Source organism: Desulfovibrio sp. 1188_IL3213, from assembly GCF_036763145.1.
GTDB lineage: Bacteria > Desulfobacterota > Desulfovibrionia > Desulfovibrionales > Desulfovibrionaceae > Desulfovibrio.
Map to the genome: position 1 here is coordinate 1 of NZ_JBAIYR010000131.1, position 5569 is coordinate 5569.

The 5569-nt window shown below is 57.7% G+C and carries 6 protein-coding genes and 1 other RNA gene; 1 reads left to right on the forward strand and 6 read right to left on the reverse strand.

The features are described 5' to 3' along the window. Nucleotides 1-575: 575 nt before the first annotated feature. The 3 genes from ffs to V6C16_RS07040 all read right to left on the reverse strand — a co-directional run bounded on the left by ffs (nucleotide 576) and on the right by V6C16_RS07040 (nucleotide 2509). Nucleotides 576-661, reverse strand: an RNA gene (ffs, locus tag V6C16_RS07030) — signal recognition particle sRNA small type. Nucleotides 662-692: 31 nt separating this feature from the next. Continuing rightward, a complete protein-coding gene (locus V6C16_RS07035; protein WP_333535914.1) occupies nucleotides 693-1535 on the reverse strand; it encodes an amidohydrolase family protein in 843 nt (280 codons plus the stop codon). A gap of 2 nt (nucleotides 1536-1537) precedes the next feature. Continuing rightward, nucleotides 1538-2509 (reverse strand): D-2-hydroxyacid dehydrogenase, encoded by a 972-nt coding sequence (locus tag V6C16_RS07040; RefSeq protein ID WP_333535912.1) that lies wholly within the window; start codon nucleotides 2507-2509, stop codon nucleotides 1538-1540. On the opposite strand from V6C16_RS07040, the gene V6C16_RS07045 reads away from it, so the two are divergent. Then, the gene (locus V6C16_RS07045) at nucleotides 2508-2843 is read left to right on the forward strand and encodes a hypothetical protein (RefSeq protein WP_333535911.1); all 336 of its coding nucleotides are present in this window, start codon (nucleotides 2508-2510) and stop codon (nucleotides 2841-2843) included. The genes V6C16_RS07040 and V6C16_RS07045 overlap by 2 nt on opposite strands. Nucleotides 2844-3115: 272 nt before the next feature. On the opposite strand, the gene pal is transcribed toward V6C16_RS07045, so the two are convergent. The 3 genes from pal to V6C16_RS07060 all read right to left on the reverse strand — a co-directional run. Next, nucleotides 3116-3583, reverse strand: a complete 468-nt coding sequence (gene pal, locus V6C16_RS07050) for a peptidoglycan-associated lipoprotein Pal (protein ID WP_333535910.1) — start codon at nucleotides 3581-3583, stop codon at nucleotides 3116-3118. A gap of 227 nt (nucleotides 3584-3810) precedes the next feature. Next, on the reverse strand, nucleotides 3811-5127 hold the full coding sequence (locus V6C16_RS07055) for a translocation protein TolB (RefSeq protein WP_333535909.1): 1317 nt from the start codon (nucleotides 5125-5127) through the stop codon (nucleotides 3811-3813). A 30-nt stretch (nucleotides 5128-5157) separates the two neighbouring features. Next, the coding region (locus V6C16_RS07060; protein WP_333542943.1) for a TonB C-terminal domain-containing protein at nucleotides 5158-5569 on the reverse strand (412 nt) is incomplete at its 5' end.

Here is a 5569-nt window from a genome sequence, read left to right on the forward strand (position 1 = left end):
TATGAATCAAGAAGTATCGGCATAGCCCCATGCCGTCACGGGCATTGCAGCGCGGGATCGCCACTTAGCGTCCCGCTCGCAAAGCACGCGCCAGCTTCAAGACAGCGCCAGACCTGACACCACATGGCAGCTACAAAATGTGCGAAAAATTCTGGACACTACCTGCAAGCGCAATTTATTTGCGTGGTTAAGCATCGAAGCGAGCGTGTCTTAAGCTTTGAGAATGTACATTCTCAAAGTTAATTTGCTCTAGACTGTGTCGTCACGAGATGAATTTCCTTGGTATATCAAGGAGAACGAGCCTTTTATGCAGGGAGTGTACTCTTATGGTACTCGACCGGAATAAAAGGCGAAGTTCCACGTAGAGATATCGGGAAAGGCGCTCGTGGCGACACTGTCTAAGGCGGGCTTTCCTTTTTCCCACTGCCCCTGGCGAAAGATCGCCGCGCTGTATGTCGCATGAAACAGGTGGGACCGCCCTGTACATATGGCATGGGGGGCGACAAGCCGGCGGCCTTGGCGGAGCGCACGGCCGCAAAAACACAAAAACCGCAACGGGGATTCCGTTGCGGTTTTTGTGGGCCGGACACCCGGCAACTTCTGCTGCCGCTGCTTCCTTTCGGACCTGACGGAGTTGGCAGTGCTGCCGCCGTCCGGCTTGGCAAATGCTTTACTTGGAAAGGGGGCGGCTGTCAATGCCCCACGGCTTGCGCCATCCGTCCGGTCTTGGCGGTCAGCAGGCCGGGTATGGCCGTGGCGTTGCTCATGAGCCGCTCCAGCATGCTGTCGCTCAGGCCGCCTTTTTCCTGAAGCCTGCGTTTTTCATCCAGTGGATCATACAGCGGCCAATCCGTGCCAAAAAGTATTCGGTCGGCGGGATAGGCGGTCAGCAGGGTTTTTACAAGCATGGGCGTGGCAAAAGGCGTGGTGCTTGAGCTGTCAAACCACAGGTTGGGGCGTTCCTTGCCCGTAAGAGCCTTGAGTGCATGAGCCCACATGCGGTAGCCGCCAAAGTGGGCGGCGATAACCTGAAGGCGCGGAAAGGCGTCCACAATGGCTGCCAGCTTGTACGGGCAGGAGGGATTTTTTTCAGGGGAGGTTTTGTCCCCGATGTGCATTTCAAAAACAAAGCGTCCTTGCGCAGCCTCAAAAATGGGTAAAAGACGCGGATCGTTGAGCCAGAAGCCCTGAAAGTCCGGGTGCAGCTTGATGCCTCGTATACCCGCGGCTTCGAGACGGTCAAGCTCTGCCTCCCACTGGGCGTAGCCGGGGTGAACCGTGCCGAAGGCGATCACATTGTCCGGATGCGCCCGCTGCAGGCTGATGGCGTAGTTGTTGGCCGGAATGACCTGCGCGGGGGCTGTGGCCGCGCACAAGACCACGCACATGTCGATGCCGGCCCTGCGCTCATTTTCCAGCAGGTTGGTGATAGTGCCGTTGCCCGCACAGGCAACGCTGTAATGCTCGTTGAGGTGCTCCACTGCCTTGTGCGCTATTTTGGGGTGAAAGGCGTGGGTATGGATGTCGATACGCATGGCTAGACGCTGCTCACCCCGTTGACAACGTTGACAGGCGTGCCAGCCTGCCAGCGGCGGATATTTTCGGCCGTAAGATCAATGATATTCTGCCTTGCCCTGGTAGTGGCCCAGGCAATGTGCGGGGTGATAAGCGTGTTGGGAGCGGAAAGCAGGGGATTATCGGCACTTGGCGGTTCTTCGGAAAGCACGTCTGTGCCGAGGCCGCCCAATTGGCCGCTTTCAAGGGCAGCCGCCACAGCAGCCTCATCAACCAGCGGGCCACGGGAGGTATTGAGCAGAATGGCGCCCCTGCGCATGTTGGACAGGGTTTTGGCGTTGATGATGTGCTGCGTGTCCTTGGTCAGGGGGCAGTGCAACGAGATGACGTCCGAAGCGCAGATAAGGTGTTCCAGCGCGGCAAAGGCGAAGGGGCTGTAAGTGGGCGGATTTTTTGGGGTACGGCACTGGGCAAGAACATTCATGCCGAAGGCGTGCGCCAGTTCACCCATGCGGCGCCCAATGGAGCCAAAGCCGATAAGGCCCATGGTCATGCCCTCAAGGCAGACCGGAGGGATTTTCCAGTAGCACCACTGTTTTGATTTTTGCCAGTCGCCATTTTTAACACTGCGGGTGTGCAGGCTGGTGTGGCGGCACAGCTCAAGCAGCATGGCCATGGCATGCTGGGCCACATCGCTTACGCCATAGGCCACCACATTGCATACAGGTATGCCCCGCCGGGCCAATGCTTCGGTGTCAATGATATTATAGCCGGTTGCCAGCACCCCCACCATGCGGACGCTTTCAAGAGCGGGCAGGTCTTCCTTGCGAAGGGGCGTTTTATTGGTCAGCAGCACATCCGCGCCTTTGACGCGCTCGGCCAGCTGATCCTTGCTGGTTTCGTCATATATGGTCACATCGCCCAAAGCAGTGACAGGTCCCCAATCCACATCGCCGGGGTTGAGCACCCCGCCGTCCAGAATGACAATCTTCATGGGAATATCCTCGCTTATGCGCAGTGTAGCCTGTGCTTCTGGCCTTCGCAAGACCCTGTGTCAGGTGCGGCAACAACGTATGGAGGCAGAAAAAACCTACGGTTGCGGGGGAAAGCGCCTTCGCCGCGGCAAGGTGCGCCTGGCCGATGTAAACTTCAGGCACGGCGGCATTGTATCTTTAAAAACACCCATTCTCAACATGTGCCTGCGCTTCCTGCTGTTTGCAAGAGCGAAAGTGCAGGGCGAAACCGCACCAGCCGCAAGCGCTGCGGCAACGGCTCAGGCACAGGTGTGCTCCGGCGGGGCAGCCTGCCGGGCGGCCAAGGCGGTTTAGAGCAATTTCACTTTGAAATTGCTCTGGCGACTGCGCGAGCAGACGCCCGCCGCGAAGGCGTAAGCGCAGCTTCAGCCGTTACGACAAAGGAAGTTACGGATGAAGACAGCAGAGCTATTTATTTGCGCTGTTAAACGCCGAAGCGAGCGTGTCTTAAACTTTGAGAATGTACATTTTCAAAGCTAATCTGCTCTAGCAAGGATGCCTGCAAAAAGGGGATAAAAAAAGGCCACCCTTGCGGGTGGCCTTGCATTCGTCGCACAGACCGAGGTCTAGTGGCCGATAACGCGGAAGTCGTCGCGGCGGTTCTTGGCCCAAGCGGCTTCGTTGTTACCCTGCACGGCGGGATTTTCCTTGCCGTAGCTGATCATTTCAAGCTGGTTGGGGTTCACGCCCATCATGACCAGGTACTCATACGCAGCGCGGGCGCGGCGCTCGCCAAGGGCGAGGTTGTATTCCTGGGTGCCGCGATCGTCGCAGTTGCCTTCGATGCGAACGCGGATGGCGGGGTACTGCTTCAGAAGGTCGCCCTTCTGCTTCAGCATTTCTTTGTACTGGTTTTCAATGTTGAATTTGTCAAAGGCGAAGTACACGCGGCCATCAGTGATCTGCTGGACGGCAGCGCGCATTTCAGGGGTCATGCCATCATCATAGCCAGGTTCGCCGGTGGTTTTCTTTGCGCAACCAAAACCGGCAGCCAGAGCCATGACCAAAGCGAGAATAAGAGCGTAGCGTTTCATTGTGTCCTCCTGAACAGCTCATTCTCCAAGAAATTAATACCTTTCCTTTCTGCACACATAAGGGCGCATTGCCCTTGCATAACAGATGGTATCCGCACCGTAATTTTTGTCAAGGAGTGTGCGGGGGGTTAGGCGCACTTTCGTAAAATATTTTTTACCCGGCTGGCTCGAAAAAAACGGCAAACCGGGTAAAAAATGTTTTTTCAAAATTCAATATGCTGAATTTATTATTTTTGTTGTCCGGGCATGCCCCAGCGGGGAAAAGAAGAGTCTCCGCCGCCTGTGGGCACTCTTTTGGCGTCGCCGCCATGCCGCGTGGTCAGGTAAATGCCGCGTCCGCCTCCGCGTGAGGAGGTGAAGGCGATAAAGTAGCTGTCCGCGCAGAAAGAGGGCTGTTCGTCGCTGCCGGGGCCAAAGCTGATCTGGCGTTCCGTGCCGGTCAGCATGTCCTGCACAAAAATGCGGTGGCCGTATTCCGTCATACGGCTGTAAACCACAAGCGTGCCGTCGGGCGACAGGTTGGCCTCGGAGTTGTACGTGCCGTTTTTGCTCACGCGGGTAATGGACCCGCTGCTCAGATCCTTGAGGAATATCTGCGGGCCGCCCAGGCGGGACGAGGTAAAGGCCATCTTGGTGCCGGTGCTGTCAAAGGTGGGCGACACATTGATGGAATCGTTCTGCTCAAGCACCCGTTCTTTCTGGAATACGTGGTTGAGCTGGAAGATGACGGGATACTTGCCGTTGGAAAGGGCCACAGCCACCTTGTTGTCAGGCATAAAGGCGGGGCCTATGACCACGTTGCCGGGAAAGCGGATGCGCTGCACCTTGCCGGTGGAGCGGTCCCACACGCCGAGGGCATGGGATTTGGGGTCTATCTGGGTGAAGACCACAAAGCGTCCGTCCGGTGACCATGCGGGCGACATGGCTTCGCCGGGCATGTTGGTGATCTGGCGCAGGTCACGCCCGGTGGGCTTGACCAGCCAGACGTTGGAGTCCATTTTGCCGTTCTTTTTGATAAAGGCGAGCGTGGAGCGGAAAAAGGCCCCGTTGCCCGTCAGGGCTTCAAGCAGGTCGGCGCAGAAGCGGTCAGCCACTTCGGGCAGGTCGCGGGCGTTGACCTTGGGGTATTCCTTGCCGAACAGCCGGCCGCCGGTATTGGTTTCAAAGGCGCGGATCTGCACGGGGCGCGTGCCGCTGTCGCCTTCGGGCCAGAATGTGGTTACCACAATGTCGGAACCGGCAAGCTGAAAGCGCTTGAAGTCCAGGCTGGGCGGTTCATAACCGGCCAGCACCACGCCGCCGAGCACAGCCTTGGGGTCCGTCAGGCGCATGAAAGGAAGGAAGCCCAGGTTTTCCTGAACAATTTTTTGCAGGTCAGCGCCCATGCCCGTGGCTTGCACCTGCGGGCCTTTGAGAGGAGCGGCCAGGGCCAGATTGACGATGTTCTGGCCCGGACCGTAGATATCCACGCGCATGGCGGCCTGTGCTCCGCTTCCCAGAGCCAGCCAAAGCCCCAGGGCCAGGAGAAGAAGCAGTTTTTTCATGGCGTCAGCAGTCCTTGTTGGGTCGGCACGCTAGCGGCGCACCAGTGTAAGAGTTATGTCCAGCGTTGTGCCGATATCTGCGGGTGGCGGCGGAATGCTGCCTGCCTTCTTGATACCCCGGCGCACGAACGAATCAAGATACTTGTCACCGCTTTTTTCAAGAAAAGCGAAATCCTGGATGGCTCCGGTAGAGGGGTCCACCGTCAGCCGTACAGTAGGATAATAGGTCCCGAGCGGCGTTTCAACCGGTATGATGATGGCGTTGGCAAGCTCCCGGCCCAGGTTGGAAAAATATTTGTTGTGCTTTTTTCCATAGCGGAACTGAGCCTTGCTGTCCGGCCCGTAGGTGAGCGGCCGGTCCGGCTGCGTGGCGGACTGCACCGCAGTGCTCGCCGGAGGGGGAGTTGCTGTCGCTTCCGTAACCGCTCCCTGTGCTGCGTTC

Excerpts from the sequence above, each read along its gene's own strand:
- pal (WP_333535910.1), bottom strand. The coding sequence starts at position 3,583 with ATGAAACGCTACGCTCTTATTCTCGCTTTGGTCATGGCTCTGGCTGCC.
- V6C16_RS07040 (WP_333535912.1), bottom strand. The coding sequence starts at position 2,509 with ATGAAGATTGTCATTCTGGACGGCGGGGTGCTCAACCCCGGCGATGTG.
- V6C16_RS07055 (WP_333535909.1), bottom strand. The coding sequence starts at position 5,127 with ATGAAAAAACTGCTTCTTCTCCTGGCCCTGGGGCTTTGGCTGGCTCTG.
- V6C16_RS07035 (WP_333535914.1), bottom strand. The coding sequence starts at position 1,535 with ATGCGTATCGACATCCATACCCACGCCTTTCACCCCAAAATAGCGCAC.
- V6C16_RS07045 (WP_333535911.1), top strand. The coding sequence starts at position 2,508 with ATGGGAATATCCTCGCTTATGCGCAGTGTAGCCTGTGCTTCTGGCCTT.